A 24,015-nucleotide genomic window follows, 5' to 3' on the forward strand; every position below is an offset into this window, starting at 1 on the left:
GCGGGACCCGGCCTGCGGTCCGGCTATCCGGAGTTGCCCCAGATCGATCCGGTTCCACCCGGATTGCCGTTGGCTCCCTGGGCGCCGCCGTTGTCACCGCCGTCGGTCGCTCCGGAGTTGTCACCACCGCCGTCCGCGCCGCCGTTGTCACTGCCGTCGGTCGCTCCGCTGTTGTCACCGCCGCCGTCCGCGCCGGCGTTCGCCCCGGAGTTCGCTCCGCCGTTGGCCGTCTGGCAGTCCGGGTCGAAGAAGCCGCAGGTCCTGCTCGGCGTCGGCGACGGGCTCGGGGTGGTCTCGGTCGGATCCGGAGTCGGCGACGGCTCGTCGGAGGGCGTCGCCGAAGGCGTGGGGCTGGGCGTCGGGCTGGGGCTGACCGCGCCACCGCCCCAGACGACATCGCCCAGGTCCTGCGGCTCCGGGAAGGAGATGGCCTTCCTGCCCTTCATCGCCCCGGTCATGTAGTCGTGCCAGATGGAGGCAGGGAACGAGGCGCCGTGGATCTTCTCCTCGCCACCCGTGCCGAACATCTTCAAGAACTCGCGCTCTTTGTTCGTCTCGTCGTCGTCGAGCCGGAACATGCTGATGGCGGTCGAGACCTGCGGGGTGTAGCCGACGAACCAGGCGGACCGGTTGCCGTCCGTCGTACCGGTCTTGCCCGCGGCCTCACGGCCCTCCAGCCGGGCGGGCGTACCCGTTCCGTTCTCCACGACGTTCTTCAGCACGTCCGTGACGTTGTCGGCGATGACCGGGCTGAAGGCGCGCTTGGACTTCTTCTTGTGCTTGAAGACGGTCACGCCCTCGTGCTTCGCCTCGGTCACCGAGTACGTGTCGTTCTGCTGGCCGCTCGTGGCGAAGGTGGCGTAGGAGCCTGCCATGCGGATGGCGCTGGGCGACGAGGTGCCGATGGAGAACGACGGAACGGACGCGTCCGCCATGAATTCGTCGTCCTTCAGACCGGAGGCGACGGCGACGTCCCTGACCTTGTCCGTCCCGACGTCCATGCCGAGCTGCACGAACGGGGAGTTCGCGGACTTCTCCATGGCCGTCCGCAGGTCGATCTCACCGTAGTTCTCGTTGCCGTCGTTGGTCTGGCGCCATTCCTTGTCGTCCTCGTTCAGCCAGATCTCGCCCGTGTAGTCCCTGATCCGCAGACCGTCGTCACCGTTGTAGATGCTCTCCGGCGAGACCTGGGTGCGCTGGGACTCGCTCTGCTCCTTCTCGCCGGACGGGTCGCGCACGCCGTACTGCATGGCGGCGGCCAGCACGAAGGGCTTGAAGGTCGATCCGACCTGGGCGCCGGTGGCATCGGCGTTGTTCGTGAAGTGCGTGGTGGCGTCCTGGCCGCCGTACGTGGCGATGATGGCGCCGGTCTTCGCATCCACGGACGCGCCGCCGAACTCGACGTGCGTGTCCGTCTCGGGACGGTCCTTGGGCCTGATCTTGGCCTTGTAGACCTTGTTCACCGCTGCTTCGAGCTCCTGCACCCTCTCCTTCTGGAAGGTGGTGTGGATCTCGAAGCCGCCCATCTCGAGCTGCTTGGCGTCGATGCCCTGGTCGTTGTTGGCGAGGAAGTACTTTTTGGCGAGGTCCACCAGGTAGCCGGTCTGGCCGCCCAGCTTGGCGTCCTTCTTCTTCGGCAGCGGCATGGGGAACTTCGTGTACTTGGCGCGGTCCTCCGCGCTCATGCGCCCGTCCTTGACCTGCTCGTTGAGGATCCACTCCCAACGCTTCTTGGCCCGATCGGTGTTCTTCGCCTTGGTCGCGTTGGCCTTGTCGATGTCGGGAGCGCCGGCGGGGTCGTAGTAGCTCGCGCCCTTGAGCAAGGTGGCCAGGAAGGCGCACTCGCTCGCGTTCAGCTCGTCGGCGTCCTTGTTGTAGTAGGTCCGGGCGGCTGCCTGCAGTCCGGAAGCCCCACGCCCGTAGTACGAGACGTTGAGGTAGCCGGCCATCACTTCTTCCTTCGGCTTCTGGCCGGCGACCTTGAGCGTGATGAAGAGCTCCTGGAACTTCCGCTTGAACGTCTGGTCCTGGGTGAGCATGGAGTTCTTCACGTACTGCTGGGTGATGGTCGAGCCACCCTGGGTCTCACCGCCGGTCGCCATGTTGACCAGGGCCCGGCCCATGCCCTTGGGGTCGATGCCGCGGTCCGATTCGAAGCTCTTGTTCTCGGCCGAGATCACGGCGTTGCGCATCTCCACCGGGATCTGCTCGTACTTGAGCTCCTGACGGTTCGCTACACCGCCGGTCGCCACCATCTGCGTGCCGTCGGCCCAGTAGTAGACGTTGTTCTGCGCCTGGGCCGTTTTGTTGATGTCCGGTGGGACCACCCACGCGTAGGCGATGCCCCCGATGCCCATCAGCACGCCGAGGAACGCCAGGCAGAGCCCCGACACCAGCTTCCACGAGGGCACCCAGCGGCGGAACCCGTACTTGCCGTGGCGCGGGTAGTCGATGAAGCGCTTCTTGCCGGGACCGCCGTTGTCCCGTCCCCGGCCCCCCGGTCCGTCGGAACCGCCGCCGCCACCGCGTCGTCGGCCGCCCCCGCCGCCGGAGCCGTGGCCCCCTGCGTCGGCGCCGCGGCGTCGGCCGCCGCGCTGGGCCGCTCGGCGGGCCTCGGCGCGACTGCCGTACTGGCGCTCCTCGCCTCCGTGCGACTCGGACGGCGATTCGGAAGGTGATTCCGAAGTGGCTCTGCGTGACGGGACTGCTCGGCGTCCGGTCGGCTGCTGGGCGGCTCGTCTGGCCGCGGCACGCCCGCCACCCTGTGGCTGAGGCGTTTTGCGACGGTGCTCGCTCATGGAACGACTACTCCTCGGGCAGGCGAGAGCGCCTGGAAGCGGCAGTTGAGATCCGGTCCCCCCGAATTACGGACAAGCCACTGCGGAAGGCTCATCCGCAGTACATCCGGCAGTCCGCGATGACTGACGCGCGAAAGCGCCTCGCGGTTCCCGGTGGTCTGCATGCCGCACAGACTACGCACGGTCAAAACCCGCCTAGGGCCGAACTTCACCCCAAACAACGCAAGTCGAACCCTGGGAATCGCCGATGTGACGCCGTTCACGAAGGTCACCCTTGTCGAACAGGTCGGAGCGATCTATCGTGCTGATGTATCGAGTCGATACATCAGCACGGCATAAGTGCACCGGTGATTCCGGTGGACTGTGCCGACGGAAGCAGCGGGAGAAGGAGGAGGCACCGGTGAGCCGACGCTCCGGCATCCTCGAGTTCGCCGTTCTCGGCCTGCTCCGCGAATCGCCGATGCACGGCTATGAGCTGCGCAAACGCCTCAACACCTCGCTGGGGATCTTCCGTGCGTTCAGCTACGGAACCCTCTACCCCTGCCTCAAGACGCTGGTCGCCAGCGGCTGGTTGATCGAGGAGCCCGCCGGTGACCCGGCGGACACCGCGCCGGTCACCGGACGCCCGACCGCCGCCTCCTCGTCACTGACGGGACGCCGGGCGAAGATCGTCTACCGGTTGACGGCAGAAGGTAAGGAGCACTTCGAGGAGCTGCTGTCGCACACGGGTCCGGACGCCTGGGAGGACGAGCACTTCGCAGCGCGCTTCGCCTTCTTCGGCCAGACCGAGCGCGATGTGCGGATGCGGGTCCTCGAAGGCCGGCGCAGCCGGCTGGAGGAGCGTCTGGAGAAGATGCGCGCCTCTCTCGCCCGCACCCGTGAACGACTCGACGACTACACACTTGAGCTGCAGCGGCACGGCATGGAGTCCGTGGAGCGCGAAGTGCGCTGGCTGAACGAGCTCATCGAGAGCGAGCGGTCGGGACGGGATCGGCGACGATCCTCGCCCGACGGCTCCGCTCAGCAGGACACACCTGGAGAGACGGGCGGCCTGCCCCGGCATCGGGACAACGTCCCGCCGGATCCGTCCGACGACACCGCCAAGTGAAGTCATCGCACTCCGCGGCGACTTCATCGGAAACACCGATTACACAGGGAGCAACCGGAATGGGTTCGGTTCGCGTAGCCATCGTAGGCGTGGGCAACTGCGCCGCCTCGCTGGTGCAGGGCGTCGAGTACTACAAGGACGCCGATCCGGCCGGCAAGGTGCCCGGTCTGATGCACGTCCAGTTCGGCGAGTACCACGTCAGTGACGTCGAGTTCGTCGCCGCCTTCGACGTCGACGCGAAGAAGGTCGGCCTCGACCTCGCGGACGCCATCGGCGCCAGCGAGAACAACACCATCAAGATCGCGGACGTGCCGAACACGGGCGTGACCGTCCAGCGCGGCCACACCCACGACGGTCTCGGCAAGTACTACCGCGAGACGATCGAGGAGTCCGCGGACGCCCCGGTCGACGTCGTCCAGGTCCTCAAGGACAAGCAGGTCGACGTTCTCGTCTGCTACCTGCCCGTCGGTTCCGAGGTCGCTGCGAAGTTCTACGCGCAGTGCGCCATCGACGCCAAGGTCGCGTTCGTCAACGCTCTCCCGGTCTTCATCGCCGGCACCAAGGAGTGGGCGGACAAGTTCACCGAGGCCGGTGTCCCGATCGTCGGCGACGACATCAAGTCCCAGGTGGGCGCCACCATCACGCACCGCGTGATGGCGAAGCTCTTCGAGGACCGCGGTGTCATCCTGGACCGCACGATGCAGCTGAACGTCGGCGGCAACATGGACTTCAAGAACATGCTCGAGCGTGAGCGCCTGGAGTCCAAGAAGATCTCGAAGACGCAGGCCGTCACCTCGCAGATCCGTGACCGTGAGCTCGGTGCGGACAACGTCCACATCGGCCCCTCGGACTACGTGGCCTGGCTGGACGACCGCAAGTGGGCGTACGTGCGCCTCGAGGGCCGCGCGTTCGGCGACGTTCCGCTGAACCTGGAGTACAAGCTCGAGGTGTGGGACTCCCCGAACTCGGCCGGTGTCATCATCGACGCCGTCCGTGCGGCGAAGATCGCCAAGGACCGCGGCATCGGTGGCCCGATCCTCTCGGCTTCGAGCTACTTCATGAAGAGCCCGCCGGTGCAGTACTTCGACGACGAGGCCCGCGAGAACGTCGAGCGCTTCATCAACGGCGACACCGAGAGCTGAACCGGCCTTCTCGGCCGAGAGCCTCACCGGAGCGCTGAGCGGAGACGCTCACCTCTTCCTGCCGCACGTCGGGGGTCCCCGGGCAATCCGCCCGCGGACCCCCGACGTGTGTGACGCTTGCTCCCATGTCTGTCGCGCGTGATCTGCGCACCCTGCTGCGCCTGCGGAACTTCCGCCGCCTGCTCATGGTGCGGCTCCTGTCGCAGTCCGCCGACGGCGTCTACCAGGTCGCCCTCGCCGCCTACGTCGTCTTCTCCCCGGAAAAGCAGACGTCGGCCGCCGCGATCGCTTCCGCGATGGCCGTGCTCCTCCTGCCCTACTCCCTGATCGGGCCCTTCGCGGGGGTACTGCTGGACCGCTGGCCCCGACGTCAGGTCTTTCTCTACGGGAACCTCCTGCGGGCCGCCCTGGCCTGCTCCACGGCGCTGCTGATCCTCGCCTCGGTGCCCGACTGGCTCTTCTACGCCTCGGCCCTCTGCGTCACCGCCGTCAACCGCTTCGTGCTGGCCGGCCTCTCCGCCGCCCTGCCCCGGGTGGTCGACACCGATCGCCTCGTCGTCGCCAACTCCCTCTCCCCGACCGCCGGCACCCTGGCGGCGACCGCGGGCGGCGGCCTCGCCTTCCTCGTACGGCTGCTGGCCGACGAGTCCGACGCGGCGGTCGTACTGCTGGGGTCGATGCTCTATCTGCTGTCCGCGCTGGCGTCCCTGAGCCTGCCCCGCACCCTGCTGGGGCCGGACATCGACGGGAGCCCCCTGCGGCTGCGGGCCGCTCTGGCCGTCACAGCACGCGGGCTCGTCGCCGGGCTGCGGCATCTGGCACAGCGGGACCACGCGGCCCGGGCCCTGGCCGCGATGACCGTGATCCGCTTCTGTTACGGCGCCCTCACCGTGATGGTGCTCATGCTGTGCCGCTATGCCTGGTCGGACACCGAGTCCGACGGGCTGGCCCTGCTCGGCCTGGCGGTCGGGGTGTCCGGTGCGGGCTTCTTCGTCGCCGCCGTCCTCACCCCGTGGGGAGTGGGGCGGCTCGGCCGGTACGGGTGGATCGTGGCCTGTGCCGGGACGGCGGCGGTCCTGGTGCCCGCCCTGGGGCTCTCCTTCACCCTCGCCCCGATGCTGATCGCCGCGTTCGTGCTCGGCGTCGTGACACAGGGGTCGAAGATCGCGACCGACACAGTCGTGCAGACCTCGGTCGACGATTCCTTCCGCGGCCGCGTCTTCTCGCTCTACGACGTGCTCTTCAACGTCGCGTTCGTGAGCGCCGCGGGGGTAGCCGCCCTGATGCTCCCGCCGGACGGCAGATCGGTCTCCGTCGTGGTGGTCGTGTCGGCGCTGTACGCGGTGGTCGCGGTGACGATGTTCCGCTGGCGACGTACCGAAGCCCACCGATAGCCGCTCATGGACGTGCGGAGGGGCGTTGTTTCACGTGAAACAACGCCCCTCGGCACGTCCAGCGGGTGATGTTTCACGTGAAACATCACCGCGCCGGTTCAGTCCTGCCGCGCCCACCACTCCTTGAGCGCCGCCACAGCGGCGTCCCGCTCCATGGGCCCGTGCTCCAGGCGCAGCTCCAGCAGGAACCCGTACGCCTTGCCGATCACCGGTCCTGGGCCGACGTCGAGGATCTGCATGATCTCGTTGCCGTCCAGATCGGGGCGGATCGAGTCGAGCTCCTCCTGCTCCTGCAGCAGGGCGATGCGCTCCTCCAGCCCGTCGTAGGTGCGGGAGAGCGCGTTCGCCTTGCGCTTGTTCCGGGTCGTGCAGTCCGACCGGGTCAGCTTGTGGAGGCGCTCCAGCAGCGGCCCGGCGTCGCGCACGTACCGGCGCACCGCGGAGTCGGTCCACTCGCCGTCGCCGTACCCGTGGAAGCGCAGGTGGAGTTCCACCAGCTTCGACACGTCCTTGACGAGCTCGTTGGAGTACTTGAGCTCGGTCATGCGCTTCTTCGTCATCTTCGCGCCCACCACCTCGTGGTGGTGGAAGGAGACCCTGCCGTCCTTCTCGAAGCGGCGGGTCCTCGGCTTGCCGATGTCGTGGAGCAGCGCGGCCAGCCGCAGGACGAGATCGGGGCCGTCCTCCTCCAGGCCGATGGCCTGCTCCAGGACGGTCAGCGAGTGCTCGTAGACGTCCTTGTGACGGTGATGCTCGTCACTCTCCAGGCGCAGCGCGGGAAGCTCGGGCAGCACCTGCTCGGCCAGGCCCGTGTCGACCAGGAGCCCCAGGCCCTTGCGCGGGTTCTGGGAGAGCAGCAGCTTGTTGAGTTCGTCGCGGACCCGCTCGGCGGAGACGATCCCGATCCGCGCGGCCATCTCCGTCATGGCAGTGACGACGTCGGGGGCGACCTCGAAGTCGAGCTGTGCGGCGAAGCGGGCCGCGCGCAGCATGCGCAGCGGGTCGTCGGAGAAGGACGCCTCGGGCGTGCCCGGAGTGCGCAGCACCCGCTCCGCGAGGTCCTTCAGACCTCCGTACGGATCGACGAACTCCTTCTGCGGCAGGGCCACGGCCATCGCGTTGACCGTGAAGTCGCGGCGCACGAGGTCGTCCTCGATGGAGTCGCCGTAGGAGACCTCCGGCTTCCGCGAGGTCCGGTCGTACGCCTCGGACCGGTAGGTCGTGACCTCGATCTGGTAGCCGTCCTTCTGCGAGCCGACGGTGCCGAAGGCGATCCCGACCTCCCACACCGAGTCGGCCCAGGGCCGGACGATCTTGAGCACGTCCTCGGGGCGGGCATCGGTGGTGAAGTCCAAGTCGTTCCCGAGCCTGCCCAGCAGTGCGTCGCGGACCGAGCCGCCGACCAGCGCGAGACCGAATCCGGCCTCCTGGAATCGACGGGCGAGGTCGTCGGCGACCGGGGACACCCGCAGCAGCTCACTCACCGCGCGGTGCTGCACCTGGCTCAGTGCACTGGCGTTCTCTTCGTTGGCGTTCGGCACAACAGAAAAGGGTACGTGCACGGACCGGTCGCGGCGTCATCGTTTACGGGGACCCTGCGGGATACCCGCGATCATGTGCGACGGACCCCAGCACTTCGGCCCGCCGCACCTCGTTACCATGCGGGGACGCAGGACCGAACGATCGACAGCATCTGACGACGAAGAGGGACGGGTAGGCGCGTGGCCGAGGCGGCAGACTTCCAGGGGACGCGTCCGTCCCCTGCCCGCCGGTGGCTCCGGCGCACGGCCACCGCGGTGCTGGGAGCACCGCTGCTGGCCGGTCTCCTGGCCGTTCCGGCCGCCGGTTCCGCCCCGGCCGCCGAGCCCGCCAAGGCCCCCACGGGCTCCCGTACGGTCGATGTGTCCCTGGACACGCTCTCCCCGAGCGTTCCCACGGAGGACGACACCCTGACCGTCTCCGGAACGCTCACGAACAAGGGCAAGGAGACGATCAGCAGCGCCGAGGTCGATCTGCGGGTCGGCCCCCGGCTCACCGGCCGGGGAGAGGTCGACGACGCCGCCAAGCGCACCACGTACGTCCCCGGTGCCGACCCGGTCACCGTCGGCGACACGTACACGGTGAAGTTCCCCAAGCTCGCCAGGGGCATCAGCCAGGACTTCACGCTCACCGTGCCCGTCGACAAGCTGGGTCTGGACGACCCGGGCGTCTACCAGCTCGGCGTCTCGGTCTCCGGCCGGACGACCACCACCCCCTACGAGCAGGTGCTGGGCATCAAGCGCTCGTTCCTGCCCTGGCAGCCCGAGGCGAGCGAGAGCAGGACGAAGCTCACCTTTCTCTGGCCGCTGATCGCGTCCCCCCACGTCACGGCGGAAACCCGCTCGGACGAACAGCAGACCCCCGTGTTCACCGACGACGACCTGGCCAAGGAGCTGGCGCCCGGCGGCCGGCTGGAGCAGATGGTGGCCCTGGGCAGCCGGCTCCCCGTGACCTGGGTCATCGACCCGGACCTCCTGGCGAGCGTCGCGGCGATGGCCGGGAAGTACGAGGTCAAGTCGGGTGACACGACCGTTCCGGGCAAGAACCAGGCCGTCGCCAAGCAGTGGCTCACCGCTCTGGAGAAGGTGGTGGAGGACGGCAAGGTGATCGCGCTGCCGTTCGCCGACCCGGACCTGGCCTCCATCGCGCACCGCGGCAAGAACGTCTCCGGAACGCTCAGCCATCTGCAGAACGCCTCCACGGTGGCCGCGACCGCGGTGGAGACCCTCCTCCATGTGAAGCCGTCCACCGACTTCGCCTGGCCCGTGAACGGCGCCGTGGACTCCTCCATCGTCGATGTGGCGACCTCGGCGGGCGCCCACAACGTGATCGCCCGCAGCGACAGCTTCCGGGAGACCTCGGCGCTTCCGTACACGCCGACCGCGGCGCGGCCGATCGGCGGGGGGACCACCGCGGTCGTCGCGGACGCCCGGCTGTCGACCCTGTTCGACGGCGACATGTCGAGGGCGGGCGCCTCCACCCTCGCGGTCCAGAAGTTCCTCGCCCAGACCCTCGCACTGACCGAGCAGGCGCCCGACAACGAGCGCAGCATCGTCGTGGCCCCGCCGCGGATGCCCACCGTCGCGCAGGCCCAGACGATGGCCCGCGCCCTGGAGGGACTGTCGGGCAACCGCTGGACACAGCCCCTCGACCTCGCCGCCGCCGCCGAGGTGAAGCCCGACCCGATGGCCACCACCAAGGTCCCCCGGGCAGCCGCGTACCCGAAGAAGCTCCGCGCCCAGGAACTGCCCACACAGGCCTTCCAGGACATCCGCACCACCCAGGGCTCACTCGACAGCTTCGAGACGATCCTGACGCAGCCCGAGCGCGTGGTGACGCCCTTCGGCAACGCCGTCAACCGCTCGATGTCGACGTCCTGGCGCGGCCGGCCCCTGGAAGCGCAGCAGTACCGGGACGCGGTCCGCGACTACCTGCAGAGCCTCACCTCCGAGGTTCAGCTCATCGAGAAGTCCGACGTCACCCTCTCCGGGCGCAGCGCGACGATCCCGGTAACCGTGCAGAACCAGCTGGTGCAGGGTGTCGACCGGCTGACTCTCCGGCTCACCTCGGACAACATCCGGCTCAAGTTCAACGACGACGGGACCACCGCGGCACTGCCGATCAACATCGCGGGCGGGCACAGCCAGTCGGTGAAGTTCGACACGGCGACCAGCGCCAACGGCCGGGCCCAGGTGACCGCCCGGCTGTACACGGAGGACGGCAGGCAGTACGGCGAAGCGATGACCTTCACCGTGAAGGTCTCCGAGGTGACACCCACCGTGCTGCTCGTGATCGCCGGTGGACTGCTGCTCCTGGTGCTGGCAGGCATCAGGATGTACAGCCACCGCAAGCGCGCCGTGGCAAGCGACACGGCGGGCGGCAACGGCGACGGACCCGAGCAGCCGAGTGACCCGACTCCGGACACCGGTCCGGAAAGCGGGGCCCCGCCGGAAACGGGTGAGAAAGTGGACCGTTGAGCGATGTCTGTCGAGGCCGGTCGGCCGGGGACGATGAGGTAGGGGTTTCGATGAACGCGCCGTACGACGGTGACCGCGGGCAGGGCGCGGGCGGAGCAGCGTCTCCGGGCGGGCCTCCGGTTCCTCCGGGCGCGGGCCAGGACGGCTCCGTGCCGCCGGACCCGTACCTCCAGCACGCCTACGACGACGACCCCTACCGGGCGCAGGACCTGGCCGCCCAGGACCCGGTGGGCGAGGCGCTCTACGACCGCGCCGCGCACCCTCCGCCGCCTCCCGGCACCTACCAGGAGCCGGGGCCGCTCTACCAGCAGCCGCCCGCCGCTCCGTACGCCCCCGACCCGCGCATCTGGGCCCAGACCCCGCCCCCCGAACCGGCGGGGCCCTCCCGGCACCTGCCGTACGGGGACCGCCCGGCGACCACGCAGTTCGTCGGCGTCGACGACCTCGTCACCCAGGCGTCGGACGACCGGCAGGAGCCGGACGCCTTCGCCCATCTCTTCCGGGACCAGGAGGGATCGGGGAAGCCTCCGGTGCCGCCCCAGCCCGAACCGGCTCCCGCACCCGAGCCCGCCAAGGGTGGCGGCGGGAAGGTCTCCGGACTCCTCAAGTCCAGCGCGGTCATGGCCGCCGGCACGCTCGTCTCCCGGCTGACCGGATTCGTCCGGTCCCTGGTCATCACCGCCGCACTCGGCGCCGCGATGCTCGGCGACAGCTTCACCATCGCGTACACCCTGCCGACGATGATCTACATCCTCACCGTCGGCGGCGGCCTGAACTCGGTCTTCGTCCCCCAGCTCGTCCGTGCCATGAAGGACGACGAGGACGGCGGCGAGGCGTTCGCCAACCGGCTCCTGACCCTGGTGATGGTCGCGCTCGGCCTGATCGTCGCCGCGGCGGTCCTCGTCGCACCGGTACTGATCAAGCTGATGTCCAGCACGATCGCCGACGACGTGGCCGCCAACAGCGTGGCCGTCACCTTCGCCCGGTACTGCCTGCCCACCATCTTCTTCATGGGTGTGCACGTGGTGATGGGACAGATCCTCAACGCCCGTGGCAAGTTCGGCGCGATGATGTGGACCCCGGTCCTGAACAACATCGTCATGATCATCACGTTCGGGCTGTTCATCTGGGTCTACGGCACCTCCGCCGAATCGCAGATGGGTGTCGACACGATTCCGCCGGAGGGTGTCCGGCTGCTCGGCATCGGCACCCTGCTCGGCCTCATCGTCCAGTCCCTGGCGATGATCCCCTACCTGCGCGAGACGGGCTTCAGCTTCCGCCCCCGGTTCGACTGGAAGGGCCATGGGCTCGGCAAGACCGTCAAACTGGCCAAGTGGACCGTCCTGTTCGTCCTGGCCAACCAGGCGGGCGTCCTGGTCGTCACCCAGCTCGCCACTGCGGCCGGCGCGGCCTCGGGCCACGACGGCACCGGGTTCCTGGCCTACTCCAACGCCCAGCTGATCTGGGGCATGCCGCAGGCCATCATCACCGTCTCGGTCATGGCCGCGCTGCTGCCCCGCATCTCCCGGGCCGCCCATGACAACGACCCGGGTGCGGTCCGCGACGACATCTCCCAGGGACTGCGCAACTCGGCCGTCGCCATCGTGCCGGTGGCCTTCGCCTTCCTCGCGCTCGGCCTGCCGATGGCCACCCTGCTGTACGCCTCCAGCGGCACCGAGGCCGCCCGCTCCATGGGCTTCATCCTCATGGCCTTCGCGCTCGGCCTGATCCCGTACTCCGTGCAGTACGTCGTCCTCCGCGGGTTCTACGCCTACGAGGACACCCGCACGCCCTTCTACAACACGGTCATCGTGGCCGCCGTCAACGCCGCGGCCTCCGCGCTCTGTTACGTCGTCCTGCCCGCCCGCTGGGCCGTCGTCGGCATGGCCTTCTCCTACGGTCTGGCCTACGCGGTCGGCGTCGGCGTCGCCTGGCGCCGGCTGAGCACCCGGCTGGGCAGCGACCTGGACGGGGCGCACATCGTCCGGACCTACGCCCGCCTCTGCATGGCCGCGGTGCCCGCCGCGCTGGTCGGCGGCGCCGTCGGATTCGGGATCCTGGAAGTGGTCGGCACCGGTGCTCTCGGCTCCATGGCCGCGCTGATCTGCGGCGGCGTCCTCCTCCTGGGCATCTTCTTCGTCGCGGCGAAGAAGATGCGCATCGAAGAGGTCAACGGCCTGGTCGGCATGGTCCGTGGACGGCTCGGACGCTGAATGAGCGCCCGCCCGCACAACCATCGCCGCACTCCGCGTGTCGTGCATAGCGCTGGAGTGTGGGCACAATTGGCGTGACTGTGCAGAGCTGGCTGGCATCGCGCAACGAATGGGGAGGCAGGAACGACGGTGGCGGAACGTAGCACGGCCGCCGTCGACGTGGCCGACAACAGCGGCGACGAGCCGCTGACCGCCAAGGCGGACGGGGCCACGGCCGACGGGACGGCGCAAGCCGAGGACACCAGGGGCGCGAGCCCCAAGGACACCGAGGACACGGACGGGGGGCGGGAGGGTTCCGAGGCCGTTCCGGCGTCACCCGATCTGCACAGCGGTCACAAACTCGCCGGGCGCTACCGCCTGGAGGAGTGCGTCACCCGTCTGGACGGCTTCAGCAGCTGGCGCGCCGTCGACGAGAAACTCCGCCGGGCGGTGGGCGTCCACCTGCTGACCGCGGACCACCCGCGGGCCCGTTCGGTGCTGGCCGCCGCCCGATCCTCCGCGCTGCTCGGCGACCCCCGCTTCGTCCAGGTCCTGGACGCCGTCGAGGAGAACGACCTCGTCTACGTGGTCCATGAATGGCTGCCGGACGCCACCGAGCTCACCGCGCTGCTGGCCACCGGGCCGATGGAGGCCCACGACGCCTACCAGCTCGTCAGCCAGCTCTCCCAGGCGATGGCCGCCGCCCACCGCGAGGGACTGGCCCATCTGCGCCTCACCCCCGGCGCGGTCCTGCGCAGCTCCACTGGGCAGTACCGCATCCGCGGGCTCGCCGTGAACGCCGCCCTGCGCGGCATCACCGCCGAACGCCCCCTCCGTACGGACACCGAGGCCATCGGCGCCCTGCTGTACGCCGCGCTGACCCACCGCTGGCCGTACGGGAGCGACGCCCACGGGCTCTCCGGGCTGCCCAAGGGCATGGGACTCATCGCCCCGGACCAGGTCCGGGCCGGCGTCCACCGGGGCCTCTCCGAGCTCGCCATGCGGGCGCTCGCCAACGACGGCGCCACCGCCTCCCGGCAGGAGCCGCCCTGCACCACCCCGGACGAGCTGGCCAGGGCCGTCGCTGCCATGCCGCGCATCCTCCCTCCGGAGCCCACGTTCACCGCGCCGCCGGCGTACCAGCGGACGACCTATCAGCAGGGCACGTACGGGCGCCCGTCCTCGCACCCGTCCTCCGTCACCCAGCCCGTGATGCCGATCCCTCCGGCCCCGCTGCAGAGCCGTACCGGCCGCGTCCTGAAGTGGACCGTCTCGGCGCTCCTCATCGCCGCGCTGGGCCTCGGCAGCTGGCAGCTCGCGGAGGCACTGCTCGACCGGACCAAGGGGTCGGACGACACCGGCGTCACCGAGCCGAACGAGAACGACAAGAACAAGGACGACAAGCCGGCACTGTCCACCGAACCCCTGGACATCGCGGGGGCCACGGAGTTCATGCCCGACGGCTCCGGCATCAAGCAGCGGGACGTGCCGAACACCATCGACGGCGATTCCGGAACCCACTGGATCACCCCGCGGTACGAGACCTTCGCCAACTTCGGCAACCTCCCCCAGCGCAAGCAGGGCAGCGGCATCATCGTCGACCTCGGCAAGGTACGGGACGTCTCCGGCATCGACGTGTCCATGTACCGGGCGGGCCAGACGACGACCGTGCTCGCCGCGTCCCCGGACGCCTCGTCTCCGTCCACGACGGCCGACTTCGACCAGTCGATCGTCAAGCGGACGGTCGCGGGATCCTCGCTCGAGGAGAAGCTCGACAAGCCCGTCCGTACCCGCTACGTCCTGATCCACATCACGGAACTCCCGTCGGACGGAACAGGCGGCTATCGGGGCGGCATCACCGACATCTCCGTCCTCGGCTGATCCACCGCCCGGCTACTGTGGGGCGGACCGTTCGCCCACCGAGCGCCCGCGACGCCAAGGGTTGCGGCCGTCATACCCGTGACGGCAGGCTTCTCCCCGTCGCCACCGCTTCGCCGGCTGCGGCCCATATGTGACATCGGATCCGGTTCGGAGGGGGAGCACGGTGGATTCCGTTCCACCAGAGGCACCGAGCGACTCGGAGCTGCTCGCCCAGCACGTGGCGGGCGACCCCGACGCCTTCGGTGAACTCGTACGCCGCCACCGCGACCGGCTCTGGGCCGTGGCGCTGCGCACCCTGGGAGACAGGGAAGAGGCGGCCGACGCCGTCCAGGACGCCCTGGTCTCCGCCTTCCGCGCCGCCCACACCTTCCGCGGCCAGTCCGCCGTCACCACCTGGCTGCACCGGATCACCGTCAACGCCTGCCTCGACCGGGTCCGCAAGGCCGCTTCCCGCAAGACATCCCCGGTGGACGACGCCGAACGCCTCGACCAGCTCCTGGAACCCCACGAATCGGCCGAGGCCCCCGCCGTACGGCAGGACCTCCAGCGCCAGCTCCAGGAAGCCCTGGCCACGCTGCCCGCCGAGCAGCGGGCGGCCCTTGTCCTCGTCGACATGCAGGGCTACCCCGTCGCGGAGGCGGCCAGCATCCTGGAGGTGCCGACCGGCACCGTGAAAAGCCGATGCGCCCGGGGCCGGGCGAGACTGGCCCCCCTGGTCCGCCATCTGCGCGCGGGAACCGGGGGCCAGACCCCCGACGGGGAGAACGGTGCCGCCGGAAGGAACCGGACGCCCGGAGCATCCGTCCCACCTGCGTCAGGCCCCAGAGACGCAGGAGCAAGCGATCCTGCCGCTACGAAGGGAGGAGGTGGGCGCCCGTGACATCCACAGCCGACACGGCTCAGCACCCGGAGGTCACCGAGATCTCCGATCTCACCGAGGGGCTGCTCCCTCCTTCCCGGGCGGCGGAAGTCCGGCAGCACGTCGCGGGGTGCGACCTCTGCTCGGAGGTACAGGGCTCCCTCGAGGAGATCCGCGGGCTGCTCGGAACGATGCCCGCCCCCGAGCCGATGCCCGAGGACATCGCCGCCCGTATCGACGCGGCTCTCGCGGCGGAGGCCCTCCCCACGACACCCGGCGTGGACGAGCCGGTGGTTGTTTCACGTGAAACAACGACCGCCGAAGACACGACCGCTCAAACCACAACGACCGCTGACGCGACAGCCGGGTCCACTCCTGTGCGCGGCGGCGCCACTGTCCCGGACCGGCCCGCGGGCCGGTCCTCCGCCGCCACCGGGCCGGGCCGCCGTCCCACCCGCCGCCGTCGGCGTGCTGTGGTCCTCGGCACCGCGTTCGGCGCGGCGGTCATCGGGATGAGCGTCTTCCTCCTCCAGTCCGTCTCCCCCTCCGGCGATTCCTCCGGGACGGCGGCCGACAGCGGAGTCAGCGTCTCGGAGAGCGGCGCGCACACCTACGCCGACGGCACGCTCGAATCCCAGGTGCAGGAACTCCTCGGCGGCGGGGCGAGCCAGGAGAACCCCGGAGCCAAGAAGGTGCCGCCGGACGCGGACACCAAGTCGACGAGCGAGGCCCTCACGCCCGACGCCGAAGCGTCCAGGAGCCCGTTCAAGGCCCCTGCCGTCGCCGTTCCCCCCTGTGTGCAGCAGGCCACCGGCCGCACCACGCCGGCCCTCGCTCTCGACGAGGGGACGTACCAGGGAACGGACACCTATCTCGTCGTCCTTCCCCACTCGAGCGACCCCGCGCGCGTACAGGCCTACCTCGTGGCCGCTGCCTGCGTGGACACCGCCCCGGAGTCCACCGGGCAGCTACTGCTCACGCGCGCCTACGACCGCCCCTGAAGACCGTCCGCGACCGCCGCGGCACGTTCGGGAATGCATCAGCCGTAGGATCCGTTGGGTGGGGTGAGAGTCGTTGAACCGACCCCGTAAGCAGTTAGGCAGTCTGCAGAAACGAGGAAGTAACCCGTGAGCGACGTCCGTAATGTGATCATCATCGGCTCCGGACCGGCCGGGTACACCGCCGCGCTGTACACCGCCCGCGCCTCGCTGAACCCGTTGGTCTTCGAGGGCGCCGTCACGGCTGGCGGTGCGCTGATGAACACCACCGACGTGGAGAACTTCCCCGGCTTCCAGGACGGCATCATGGGCCCCGAGCTCATGGACAACATGCGGGCCCAGGCCGAGCGCTTCGGCGCCGAGCTGATCCCCGACGACGTGGTCGCGGTCGACCTCACCGGTGATATCAAGACCGTCACCGACACCGCGGGCACCGTCCACCGCGCCAAGGCCGTCATCGTCACGACCGGCTCCCAGCACCGCAAGCTCGGACTGCCCAACGAGGACGCCCTCTCCGGACGCGGCGTCTCCTGGTGCGCCACCTGCGACGGCTTCTTCTTCAAGGACCACGACATCGCTGTGATCGGCGGCGGCGACACCGCGATGGAGGAGGCGACCTTCCTCTCCCGCTTCGCCAAGTCCGTGACGATCGTCCACCGCCGCGACACCCTGCGTGCCTCCAAGGCCATGCAGGACCGTGCCTTCGCCGACCCGAAGATCAAGTTCGCCTGGGACAGCGAGGTCGCCGAGGTCAAGGGCGACCAGAAGCTCTCCGGTCTGACCCTGCGCAACACCAAGACCGGCGAGACGTCCGAGCTCCCCGTGACCGGACTGTTCATCGCCGTCGGCCACGACCCGCGCACCGAGCTCTTCAAGGGCCAGCTGGAGCTCGACGACGAGGGTTACCTGAAGGTCGAGGCGCCCTCCACGCGCACCAACCTCACCGGCGTGTTCGGCGCCGGAGACGTGGTCGACCACACCTACCGTCAGGCCATCACGGCAGCGGGCACCGGCTGCTCCGCCGCCCTGGACGCCGAGCGCTTCCTCGCGGCCCTGGCCGACGCGGAGCCCGCCGAGCCGGAGAAGACCCCGGCCGTCTGAACGTCCGCACCGCACCCCACCACCCCGAGAGACTAAGGAGGCCGCCGTGGCCGGCGACCTGAAGCACGTTACGGATGACACCTTCGACGAGGTCGTCCTCAAGAGCGACAAGCCCGTTCTGGTGGACTTCTGGGCCGCCTGGTGCGGCCCGTGCCGCCAGATCGCCCCCTCGCTCGAGGCGATCGCGGCAGAGCACGGCGACCAGATCGAGATCGTCAAGCTCAACATCGACGAGAACCCGGCCACCGCCGCCAAGTACGGCGTGATGTCCATCCCGACTCTGAACGTCTACCAGGGCGGCGAGGTCGCCAAGACGATCGTCGGCGCCAAGCCGAAGGCCGCGATCCTCCGCGACCTCGAGGGCTTCATCACCGCCTAGCAGCGAAGCAGCGCAATGTTTCACGTGAAACGGGCCCACCCTCCGAGAGGGTGGGCCCGTTTCGCATGGCAGCCTGTTCCGCATGGCGGCCGGCAGCGGCCCGGCCTCACAGCGGCCGCAGCACCGGCTCCTTCTGGACCGCCCCCAGAAGCCGGTCGAGCGCCATCTCCACGTCTTCCTTCCAGGAGAGCGTCGTCCGCAGGTCCAGCCTCAGCCGTGGGTACGCGGGATGCGGCCGCACGGTCTTGAAGCCGACGGCCAGCAGATGATCCGCGGGAAGTACGCACGTGGCCTGTTCGGACCGCGCGTTCCCGAACGCCTCGATCGCCTTGAAGCCCCGACGCAGAACGTCCTTCGCCACCGTCTGCACCATCACCCGGCCCAGCCCCTGGCCCTGGTACTCCGGAATGATCAGACCGGTGATGAGCTGGACGGCATCGGGGGAGACCGGACTGGTCGGGAAAGCCGTCGAGCGGGGGACGTACGCGGGCGGGGCATAGAGCACGAAGCCGGCCGGTACGTCGTCCACATAGACCACCCGGCCGCAGGAGCCCCACTCAAGGAGGACCGCGGAGATCCAGGCTTCCTTCTCCAACTCCGGCTTGCCCGCCTTTACCGCGGCTTCCCCACTGACCGGGTCAAGTTCCCAGAAGACACACGAGCGGCAACGCTCGGGGAGATCCGGAAGGTTGTCCAGGGTGAGTGGTACGAGCCGACGCCCCATGACGGCGATTCCTCACTTCCTTCGCCCGCCGCATCACGTGCGGCTGCCAGCGCGCTCCGTTCATGGAACAGACTGCCGACGAATCCCCCGACGACGCCCAGGCCCAGCCCGACCGTAACGAGCCGACCGCGGCTCACTCTTCGCAAGGCCTCCGCCCTCCTCTGAGGTCGATCACCGTGGATGCGCCGTCCCAGAACGCATCGTATCCACCCAGAGGTGATGCGGATACCGAGAGAGAGCAAAGGGCGGACCGTGTTCCGGTATACACCGGCGCACGACCCGCCCTTCCGCGAGAATCCGCGGCTCAGCCCTCGTCGTCCTCCTCGGACGTCTCGGCGAGCCGACGCTCCAGCACACGGCCCTCGCCCGGAGCGAGACTGCCGAGAATCCGGTCCAGATCCTCCATCGAGGCGAACTCGACGACGATCTTGCCCTTCTTCTGCCCCAGGTCGACCTTCACCCGGGTCTCGAAACGGTCGGACAGACGGGTCGCCAGGTCGGTCAGGGCGGGGGACAGTCGGCCGCCGGCCCTCGGACCCTTGGACTTCGGAGAGCTCGTGGGACGCGAGCCCATGAGCGTCACGATCTCCTCGACCGCACGCACCGAGAGCCCCTCGGCCACGATGCGGTGGGCCAGCCGGTCCTGCTCCTCGGAGTCGTCCACGGACAGCAGGGCACGGGCATGACCGGCCGAGAGAACACCCGCGGCGACCCGGCGCTGCACCGGCGGCGAAAGCCGCAGGAGCCTCAGCGTGTTCGACACCTGCGGACGGGAGCGGCCGATCCGGTCGGCCAGCTGGTCATGGGTGCACTTGAAGTCCTTGAGCAGCTGGTCGTACGCAGCGGCCTCTTCGAGCGGGTTCAGCTGAGCCCGGTGGAGGTTCTCCAGCAGCGCGTCCAGCAGCAGCTTCTCGTCGTCCGTGGCACGGACGATGGTGGGAATCCGCTCCAGGCCCGCTTCGCGGCAGGCCCGCCACCGACGCTCACCCATGATGAGCTCGTAGCTGTCCGGGCCCACCTTCCGGACGACGACCGGCTGGAGCAGGCCGACTTCCTTGATGGAGACGACCAGCTCGGCCAGCGCGTCCTCGTCGAAGACCTCACGGGGCTGGCGGGGGTTCGGGGTAATCTCCCCAATCGGCAGCTCGGCGAAGTACGCGCCGGACGTCCCGGCCTCCTGCTCGGACCGGCTCTCCGGGGCGGACGCCGGCTCCGGCACCACCGGGACGGACGGCAGCGCGGTCACCTTCGCCGCGGCCACCCCACGCTCCGCCGTCAGAACCGGACCCGCACCGGACGACGCCTGGCCGCCTCCGGGCGCCGACACCTGCTTCTCCTGGGGAGCGGCGGGGATCAGCGCACCGAGCCCACGTCCCAGCCCTCTACGACGCTCACTCACTGAATGCCCTCCGAAACGTTCTGCTGGCTGTTCTGACTGCTCGTGTGGGCGTGCTGAGCCTCGTAGTGCACTCCGACGCCCCGCAAGGCGATCTCCCGAGCGGCTTCGAGGTACGAGAGCGAACCGCTGGAGCCCGGGTCGTAGGTCAGCACGGTCTGCCCGTAGCTCGGTGCCTCCGAGATGCGCACCGACCGCGGGATGCTCGTCCGCAGCACTTCTTTGCCGAAGTGGGTACGGACCTCCTCGGCGACCTGGGAGGCGAGCCTCGTCCGGCCGTCGTACATCGTCAACAGGATCGTCGAGACATGCAGATCCGGATTCAGATGGCCCCGCACCAGGTCGACGTTCCGCAGGAGCTGCCCCAGCCCTTCCAGCGCGTAGTACTCGCACTGGATGGGGATCAGCACCTCGGCGCCGGCCACCAGCGCGTTCACCGTCAGCAGGCCCAGCGAGGGCGGGCAGTCGATGAGGATGTAGTCCAGCGGCTGCTCGTACGCCTGGATGGCCCGCTGAAGCCGGCTCTCCCGTGCCACCAGCGAGACCAGCTCGATCTCCGCACCGGCGAGATCGATGGTGGCGGGGGCACAGAAGAGACCCTCGACGTCCGGTACGGGCTGGACCACCTCGGAGAGCGGGCGGCTCTCCACCAGGACGTCGTAGATCGAGGGAACATCGGCATGGTGGTCGATACCCAGAGCCGTGGAGGCGTTGCCCTGCGGGTCGAGGTCGACCACCAGAACGCGCGCACCGTGCAGGGCCAGGGAAGCGGCAAGGTTGACCGTCGTGGTCGTCTTCCCGACTCCGCCCTTCTGGTTGGCCACCACCATGACGCGGGTGCGGTCAGGGCGGGGCAGCCCTTCGCCGGCGCGGCCGAGGGCCTCGACCGCCAGCTGAGCGGCACGGCCGATGGGTGTGTCGTCCATCGGCGGCGGTGTTTCACGTGAAACACCCTCACCCACGGACTCGGTTCGGGGACCGGGGACCGGGTCGGTCATCGGTCCCGCGATGTTGGCGTCGGACCGCAAGGATTCACTCTCCTCGACTTCAGGCTCGCAATGAACAGAGCCTGCCATGCTTTCGGGGTCGTGAACCAGCGAGGCCCGCTGTTCTGTGGATGAATCCGTGCGTGTGGACAACTCGGCAACCCGTCCGGGCTTGCGGTCGCGCGGCGTGGCAGCCGCACGACCGCGGCCGATGATTCCCTGCAGCAGAGAGCGACGTTTCACGTGAAACACGATGCCCCCGCTGAGCAACTACCAGGCCACGACACTCCGCACGAGGTACGTATCGCTACTTTCCGGTAGAACCACTGCTAAGCGGCACAAAAGGCCGTGGACTCCGCATATCGGCCGACGGATCGGAGCCCTCGGCCGGACGGCAACAGTGCCCCGCGATGCCGCTCAGCGACGCCTGCGCGTGCGGCCCGTCCGGGCGGCCTTGGCCCTCTTTGCGGCGAACCTCACACCGCCCGGGCTCTCGCCCACCACGACACGGACCACCGTGGAGAGCGGATCGACCACGCCTTCGCCGACCTGGAGCACCTCGGTCTCCAGGACACCGAGCTTGCTGAGCGCCGCCCTGGCGCCGTTGAGCTCCTCCTCGGCGGTGTCGCCCTTGAGCGCGAGCATCTCCCCGTACGGCTTCAGCAGGGGCACGCCCCAGCCCGCCAGCCGGTCCAGCGGCGCCACCGCACGAGCGGTCACCACCTGAACGGGCTGAAGCGTCCCGAGGACCTCTTCGGCCCGGCCGCGCACGACCGTCACATGGTCCAGTCCGAGCAGGTCGACGACCTCCTGGAGGAAGTTCGTCCGCCGGAGCAGCGGCTCCAGCAAGGTGATCTTGAGGTCGGGGCGCACCAGGGCCAGCGGGATGCCGGGCAGACCCGCGCCCGAGCCCACATCGCAGACGGTGACGTTCTTGGGCACGACCTCGGAGAGCACCGCGCAGTTCAGCAGGTGCCGCTCCCACAGCCGCGGGACTTCACGAGGCCCGATCAGGCCTCGCTTCACCCCGGCATCCGCAAGAAGTTCCGCGTACCGGACAGCCTCCGGGAAGAGCTCTCCGAACACCGCCTGCGCCTCCGCAGGTGCCTGGGGGAGCTCTGCTGCCTCCGTCACGGGGACCGTCCTTCCATACCGCACTAGCGCACTGTGGGTGGCTGACTATCAGGCTGACAAAGATCGGCCCCGCCTGCGAACAGACGGGGCCGACAGTACAAGGATCCGGTCAGGCCGGGAGAACGACGACGAAGCGCTGCGGCTCCTCGCCCTCCGACTCGCTCCGGAGACCGGCCGCGGCGATCGCGTCGTGCACGACCTTGCGCTCGAACGGCGTCATCGGGTCCAGCTTCACCGGCTCGCCCGAGCTCTTGACCTCGTTCGCGGCCTTGGCACCCAGCTCCGCGAGGATCTCGCGCTTCTTGGCCCGGAAACCGCCGATGTCCAGCATCAGACGGCTGCGGTCGCCGGTCTCGCGGTGGACGGCCAGTCGCGTCAGCTCCTGGAGCGCCTCCAGGACCTCACCGTCACGGCCCACGAGCTTCTGGAGGTCGCGTGCCGATTCGCTGATGATCGACACCGCGGCCCGGTCCGCCTCGACGTCCATGTCGATGTCGCCGTCGAGATCGGCGATGTCGAGCAGTCCCTCAAGGTAGTCGGCCGCGATCTCGCCCTCCTGCTCCAGGCGGGTCAGGGTGTCGCTTCCGGCCTCAGCGGCGGCCGTGGAAGTGGTGCCTTCCGTCACGGATGGACTCCTTCTTACTTCTTGGACGGGTGCTTGGGCCGCTGCGGGCCCTTGCGCTGTCCGGACTTGGCTTGGCGTGAGGAGCCGGAGGCGGGCTTGCCCGCCGACTTCGGCTTGTCGTCCTGCGGTGCGTCCTGCTTCTCGAGCGAGGTCTTGGAGCCGGCTTCCGCAGGCTCCGTGTCCTTGGCTCCACCGGCCGTGGCAGCGGCCGTCTGGCGCTTCGCCTTGGTCTGGCGCTTGGGCTGCTGGCGCTTGTGCGCCTGGCTGCCCTCGGCATCCGCGGCGGCGGCCTCGCTCTTCTGTACCGTGCCGTCCTCCTGGGCCGCGAGACCCAGCTTGCCGAGGCCGGTGACGAACTTGCGCTCGATGTCGTTGCGGTCGGAACCCTTGGCGACGATCGCCTTGACCATCTTGCGCCGGGTACGGCCGCGCACCTCACCGTGGGAGGTCACGCTCTTGAGGAGTCGCTGGAGGTAGGCGTCCTGCGCCTTGCTGCCCGGCGTCGGGTTCTGGTTGATCACGTACATCTGCTGACCCATGGTCCAGACGTTGGTGGTCAGCCAGTAGACGAGGACGCCGACGGGGAAGTTGATGCCCATCACGGCGAAGATGACCGGGAAGATGTACATCAGCATCTTCTGCTGCTGCATGTACGGGGTCTTCACCGTCAGGTCGACGTTCTTCGTCATCAGCTGGCGCTGGGTGAAGAACTGCGACGCCGACATCAGCACGATCATGATCGCGGTGACGATCCGGACGTCCGTCAGAGACGCGTCGAGCGAGGTGACCTTCTCGACGCTGTCCGTGAACTTCGCGGCCAGCGGGGCGCCGAAGATGTGCGCCTGACGCGCGCTGTCCAGCAGGTCCTGGTTGATCGCGCCGATCTTCTTGCCCGAGGCGATGGAAGACAGCACGTGATACAGGGCGAAGAAGAACGGGGACTGCGCCAGGATGGGAAGGCACGAGGAGAGCGGGTTGGTGCCCGTCTCCTTGTACAGCTTCATCATCTCTTCGGACTGACGCTGCTTGTCGTTCTTGTAGCGCTCCTGGATCGCCTTCATCTTCGGCTGGAGCACCTGCATATTGCGGGTCGACTTGATCTGCTTCACGAAGAGCGGGATCAGGCAGATCCGGATCAGCACCACCAGGGACACGATCGACAGCCCCCAGGCCCAGCCGGAGTCGTCGCCGAAGAGCGCCCCGTAGACCTTGTGGAACTGAACGATGACCCATGAGACGGGTGTGGTGATAAAGCTGAACAGACTGGCAATCGTGTCCACTA

At 69.0% G+C, this 24,015-nt stretch carries 18 protein-coding genes; 10 read left to right on the plus strand and 8 right to left on the minus strand.

Features of this window, described 5'->3' with window-relative positions:
* Positions 1–23 precede the first annotated feature (23 nt).
* Positions 24–2,798, minus strand: coding sequence for a transglycosylase domain-containing protein (locus tag ACIQPT_RS14505; protein WP_401155900.1), 2,775 nt, complete (start codon positions 2,796–2,798; stop codon positions 24–26).
* A gap of 400 nt (positions 2,799–3,198) precedes the next feature.
* On the opposite strand from ACIQPT_RS14505, the gene ACIQPT_RS14510 reads away from it, so the two are divergent.
* From ACIQPT_RS14510 to ACIQPT_RS14520, 3 genes are all read left to right on the plus strand, one after another.
* Positions 3,199–3,906: a PadR family transcriptional regulator gene (locus ACIQPT_RS14510; RefSeq protein WP_401155902.1), complete on the plus strand. Its 708-nt coding sequence runs from the start codon at positions 3,199–3,201 to the stop codon at positions 3,904–3,906.
* Between the two features lie 59 nt (positions 3,907–3,965).
* Positions 3,966–5,048, plus strand: coding sequence for an inositol-3-phosphate synthase (locus ACIQPT_RS14515; protein ID WP_026290415.1), 1,083 nt, complete (start codon positions 3,966–3,968; stop codon positions 5,046–5,048).
* 125 nt (positions 5,049–5,173) lie between these two features.
* Positions 5,174–6,442: an MFS transporter gene (locus ACIQPT_RS14520; protein ID WP_401155904.1), complete on the plus strand. Its 1,269-nt coding sequence runs from the start codon at positions 5,174–5,176 to the stop codon at positions 6,440–6,442.
* 98 nt (positions 6,443–6,540) lie between these two features.
* Here the strand turns inward: ACIQPT_RS14520 and ACIQPT_RS14525 are convergent, their stop codons facing one another.
* Positions 6,541–7,983: a CCA tRNA nucleotidyltransferase gene (locus ACIQPT_RS14525; RefSeq protein WP_401155906.1), complete on the minus strand. Its 1,443-nt coding sequence runs from the start codon at positions 7,981–7,983 to the stop codon at positions 6,541–6,543.
* 180 nt (positions 7,984–8,163) lie between these two features.
* On the opposite strand from ACIQPT_RS14525, the gene ACIQPT_RS14530 reads away from it, so the two are divergent.
* The 7 genes from ACIQPT_RS14530 to trxA all read left to right on the plus strand — a co-directional run bounded on the left by ACIQPT_RS14530 (position 8,164) and on the right by trxA (position 17,868).
* Positions 8,164–10,458 carry a DUF6049 family protein gene (locus tag ACIQPT_RS14530; RefSeq protein ID WP_401155908.1) on the plus strand — a complete coding sequence of 765 codons (2,295 nt, stop codon included), beginning with the start codon at positions 8,164–8,166 and terminating at the stop codon, positions 10,456–10,458.
* A 50-nt stretch (positions 10,459–10,508) separates the two neighbouring features.
* Positions 10,509–12,671 (plus strand): murein biosynthesis integral membrane protein MurJ, encoded by a 2,163-nt coding sequence (gene murJ / locus ACIQPT_RS14535; RefSeq protein ID WP_401155909.1) that lies wholly within the window; start codon positions 10,509–10,511, stop codon positions 12,669–12,671.
* 129 nt (positions 12,672–12,800) lie between these two features.
* A complete protein-coding gene (locus tag ACIQPT_RS14540) occupies positions 12,801–14,531 on the plus strand; it encodes a protein kinase family protein (RefSeq protein WP_401155911.1) in 1,731 nt (576 codons plus the stop codon).
* Between the two features lie 163 nt (positions 14,532–14,694).
* Positions 14,695–15,411: an RNA polymerase sigma factor SigM gene (gene sigM, locus ACIQPT_RS14545; protein ID WP_401155912.1), complete on the plus strand. Its 717-nt coding sequence runs from the start codon at positions 14,695–14,697 to the stop codon at positions 15,409–15,411.
* Positions 15,408–16,391 carry a hypothetical protein gene (locus tag ACIQPT_RS14550; RefSeq protein ID WP_401155914.1) on the plus strand — a complete coding sequence of 328 codons (984 nt, stop codon included), beginning with the start codon at positions 15,408–15,410 and terminating at the stop codon, positions 16,389–16,391. Before sigM ends, ACIQPT_RS14550 begins: the two co-directional genes overlap by 4 nt.
* Positions 16,392–16,517: 126 nt before the next feature.
* Positions 16,518–17,489, plus strand: coding sequence for a thioredoxin-disulfide reductase (trxB, locus tag ACIQPT_RS14555; protein WP_401155916.1), 972 nt, complete (start codon positions 16,518–16,520; stop codon positions 17,487–17,489).
* Positions 17,490–17,535: 46 nt separating this feature from the next.
* Positions 17,536–17,868: a thioredoxin gene (trxA, locus tag ACIQPT_RS14560; protein WP_007447388.1), complete on the plus strand. Its 333-nt coding sequence runs from the start codon at positions 17,536–17,538 to the stop codon at positions 17,866–17,868.
* A 106-nt stretch (positions 17,869–17,974) separates the two neighbouring features.
* On the opposite strand, the gene ACIQPT_RS14565 is transcribed toward trxA, so the two are convergent.
* From ACIQPT_RS14565 to yidC, 6 genes are all read right to left on the minus strand, one after another.
* Positions 17,975–18,592: a GNAT family N-acetyltransferase gene (locus ACIQPT_RS14565; RefSeq protein ID WP_401155918.1), complete on the minus strand. Its 618-nt coding sequence runs from the start codon at positions 18,590–18,592 to the stop codon at positions 17,975–17,977.
* A gap of 304 nt (positions 18,593–18,896) precedes the next feature.
* Positions 18,897–19,991, minus strand: a complete 1,095-nt coding sequence (locus ACIQPT_RS14570; protein WP_401155920.1) for a ParB/RepB/Spo0J family partition protein — start codon at positions 19,989–19,991, stop codon at positions 18,897–18,899.
* A complete protein-coding gene (locus tag ACIQPT_RS14575; RefSeq protein ID WP_078585112.1) occupies positions 19,988–21,064 on the minus strand; it encodes a ParA family protein in 1,077 nt (358 codons plus the stop codon). The genes ACIQPT_RS14570 and ACIQPT_RS14575 overlap by 4 nt, the downstream gene beginning before the upstream one ends.
* Positions 21,065–21,391: 327 nt before the next feature.
* Positions 21,392–22,108 carry a 16S rRNA (guanine(527)-N(7))-methyltransferase RsmG gene (gene rsmG / locus ACIQPT_RS14580; protein ID WP_401155921.1) on the minus strand — a complete coding sequence of 239 codons (717 nt, stop codon included), beginning with the start codon at positions 22,106–22,108 and terminating at the stop codon, positions 21,392–21,394.
* Positions 22,109–22,217: 109 nt separating this feature from the next.
* Positions 22,218–22,733, minus strand: a complete 516-nt coding sequence (locus tag ACIQPT_RS14585) for a R3H domain-containing nucleic acid-binding protein (RefSeq protein ID WP_030575962.1) — start codon at positions 22,731–22,733, stop codon at positions 22,218–22,220.
* A gap of 14 nt (positions 22,734–22,747) precedes the next feature.
* The gene (gene yidC / locus ACIQPT_RS14590; RefSeq protein ID WP_401155923.1) at positions 22,748–24,013 is read right to left on the minus strand and encodes a membrane protein insertase YidC; all 1,266 of its coding nucleotides are present in this window, start codon (positions 24,011–24,013) and stop codon (positions 22,748–22,750) included.
* Between the last annotated feature and the right edge of the window lie 2 nt (positions 24,014–24,015).

The sequence above is a fragment of the Streptomyces sp. NPDC091289 genome, assembly GCF_044757365.1.
Lineage (GTDB): Bacteria > Actinomycetota > Actinomycetes > Streptomycetales > Streptomycetaceae > Streptomyces.